Here is a 3,260-nt window from a genome sequence, read left to right on the forward strand (position 1 = left end):
TGAGCAACCTTTGACCCGCAGATTTCCGAATGGGGAAACCCATCCTCACCAATTAATTTCTGCACTGTGGCGACACAGTCTGGGAGTTAATTGGGAAGGATATCACCTTAGTGAATACATAGCTTTGGTGAAGCGAACCCGGCGAACTGAAACATCTCAGTAGCCGGAGGAAAAGACATCAACCGAGATTCCGTAAGTAGTGGCGAGCGAAAGCGGACCAGGCCAGTGCCTTCAATTCAAGTAGCAGAACACTTTGGAAAGAGTGGCCATAGCGGGTGACAGCCCCGTATGCGAAACTGATGTTGAAGGACTCGAGTAGGGCGGGACACGTGTAATCCTGTCTGAACATGGGGGGACCACCCTCCAAGCCTAAATACTCGTGCATGACCGATAGTGAACAAGTACCGTGAGGGAAAGGTGAAAAGCACCCCGATGAGGGGAGTGAAACAGTACCTGAAACCGAATGCCTACAAGCAGTTGGAGGGTCTTTATGGCCTGACAGCGTACCTCTTGCATAATGGGTCTGTGACTTAATGTATCGAGCAAGCTTAAGCCGTTAGGTGTAGGCGCAGCGAAAGCGAGTCTGAATAGGGCGATTTAGTTCGATGCATTAGACCCGAAACCCGGCGATCTAGGCATGACCAGGATGAAGGTGGGGTAACACCCACTGGAGGTCCGAACCGATTAACGTTGAAAAGTTACCGGATGAGTTGTGTTTAGGGGTGAAAGGCCAATCAAGCCGGGAAATAGCTGGTTCTCCGCGAAAACTATTGAGGTAGTGCCTCGGATGAACACCGTTGGGGGTAGAGCACTGGATGGATGCGGGGGTCGCGAGATCTACCAAATTCAACCAAACTCCGAATACCAACGAGTGATATCCGGGAGACAGACGGCGGGTGCTAAGGTCCGTCGTCAAGAGGGAAACAGCCCTGACCTACAGCTAAGGTCCCCAAGTCACGTCTAAGTGGGAAAGCATGTGGGAATCCCAAAACAACCAGGAGGTTGGCTTAGAAGCAGCCATCCTTTAAAGAAAGCGTAACAGCTCACTGGTCTAAACAAGGGTTCCTGCGGCGAAGATGTAACGGGGCTCAAGACGTGCACCGAAGCTTAGGGTGTGGATTTATCCACGCGGTAGCGGAGCGTTCCGTAAGCCTGTGAAGCGGTCTGGTAATGGGCCGTGGAGGTATCGGAAGTGCGAATGCAGACATGAGTAGCGATAAACAGGGTGAGATGCCCTGTCGCCGAAAGACCAAGGGTTCCTGCGCAAGGCTAATCCGCGCAGGGTGAGCCGGCCCCTAAGACGAGCCCGAAGGGGGTAGTCGATGGGAACCACGTTAATATTCGTGGGCCTGGTGGTGTGTGACGGATTTCTTATGTTGTACGTTCTTATCGGATTGAACGTGCTTCGACGAAGTTCCAGGAAATAGCCCCACCGTATAGACCGTACCCGAAACCGACACAGGTGGTCTGGTAGAGTATACCAAGGCGCTTGAGAGAAGTGTGCTGAAGGAACTCGGCAAATTGCCTCCGTACCTTCGGAAGAAGGAGGCCCCACAATTGGGCAACCAGTTGTGGGGGGCACAGGCCAGGGGGTAGCGACTGTTTAGCAAAAACACAGGGCTCTGCTAAGTCGGCTTCAAGACGACGTATAGGGTCTGATGCCTGCCCGGTGCCTGAAGGTTAAGTGGAGGGGTGCAAGCTCCGAAATGAAGCCCAGGTAAACGGCGGCCGTAACTATAACGGTCCTAAGGTAGCGAAATTCCTTGTCGGGTAAGTTCCGACCTGCACGAATGGCGTAACGACTTCCCCACTGTCTCCAGCACATGCTCAGCGAAATTGAATTCTCCGTGAAGATGCGGAGTACCCGCGGTTAGACGGAAAGACCCCGTGCACCTTTACTGCAGCTTCAGAGTGGCATTAGGAAATAACTGTGTAGCATAGGTGGGAGGCTTTGAAGCCGGGACGCCAGTCCTGGTGGAGCCATAGGTGAAATACCACCCTGTTGTTTTCTGATGTCTAACCTGCAACCGTGAAACCGGTTGAGGGACCCTCTGTGGCGGGTAGTTTGACTGGGGCGGTCGCCTCCCAAAGAGTAACGGAGGCGCGCGAAGGTTGGCTCAGGCCGGTTGGAAACCGGCTGTTAGAGTGCAATGGCATAAGCCAGCCTGACTGCGAGACTGACAAGTCGAGCAGAGACGAAAGTCGGTCATAGTGATCCGGTGGTCCCTCGTGGAAGGGCCATCGCTCAACGGATAAAAGGTACGCCGGGGATAACAGGCTGATAACCCCCAAGAGCTCATATCGACGGGGTTGTTTGGCACCTCGATGTCGGCTCATCACATCCTGGGGCTGGAGCAGGTCCCAAGGGTTTGGCTGTTCGCCAATTAAAGTGGTACGTGAGCTGGGTTCAGAACGTCGCGAGACAGTTTGGTCCCTATCTGCCGTGGGCGTCGATATTTGAGAGGAGTTGACCCTAGTACGAGAGGACCGGGTTGAACGTACCTCTGGTGGACCTGTCGTGGCGCCAGCCGCGCAGCAGGGTAGCTATGTACGGACGGGATAACCGCTGAAAGCATCTAAGCGGGAAGCCTCCCTCAAGATAAGATATCTTAGAGCGGTCGAAGACCACGACCTTGATAGATCGGATGTGGAAGCGCGGTAACGCGTGGAGCTAACCGATACTAATTGCTCTAGTCGCGCTTGAGAGCCCCACCATCAACATCAATCCTGATGGCGGTATTTCCAGGCAGCATCAGTCAATGCCAACGGGCCAAAGGCCCGCAAGGCCGAACGGCCGTCCGAGCTTATGCGAGGATAGCCAAGTGCGCGGATGCGCACGCCGGCGCTTGAGGCTCACACCAGAACGCACGGTTTCTAGAATTCTCATGCACGGCCTCCATAGCTTGGTGGCCATAGCGTCTGTGACCCACCCGATCCCATCCCGAACTCGGCCGTGAAACCAGACTGCGCCGATGGTACTAGCGCTTAAGCGGTGGAAGAGTAGGGCGTCGCCAGGCTTTGAAGGCCGTGCATCAGATCATAACCCATTCACTTTGTCCCAAACCCGGGCCAACCGGGCCACAGGCCCGCAAGGCCAAACGGCCGCCGCGGTATCCCCGCGCAAGCCAAGGTCAGCGGATGCTGACCGCCGGCGCCTGAGGCGCCAACCCAAGTGTCGCGGGGTGGAGCAGCCCGGTAGCTCGTCAGGCTCATAACCTGAAGGTCACAGGTTCAAATCCTGTCCCCGCAACCAACACTCC

1 tRNA gene and 2 rRNA genes (1 of these 3 cut by a window edge) are annotated in these 3,260 nt (G+C 55.2%); all 3 read left to right on the plus strand.

Going from position 1 to position 3,260, the window contains the following annotated elements:
* Window positions 1–2,705, plus strand: a 23S ribosomal RNA gene (locus tag B5X82_RS25745); it begins 88 nt to the left of the window's first position.
* A gap of 197 nt (window positions 2,706–2,902) precedes the next feature.
* Window positions 2,903–3,017: ribosomal RNA gene (rrf, locus tag B5X82_RS25750) — 5S ribosomal RNA — on the plus strand.
* 159 nt (window positions 3,018–3,176) lie between these two features.
* Window positions 3,177–3,253 (plus strand) — tRNA-Met (locus B5X82_RS25755).
* The last annotated feature ends 7 nt before the right edge of the window (window positions 3,254–3,260 follow it).

Origin of the sequence: Rhizorhabdus histidinilytica (genome assembly GCF_900167915.1) — a bacterium.
Taxonomy (GTDB): Bacteria; Pseudomonadota; Alphaproteobacteria; order Sphingomonadales; family Sphingomonadaceae; genus Rhizorhabdus; species Rhizorhabdus histidinilytica.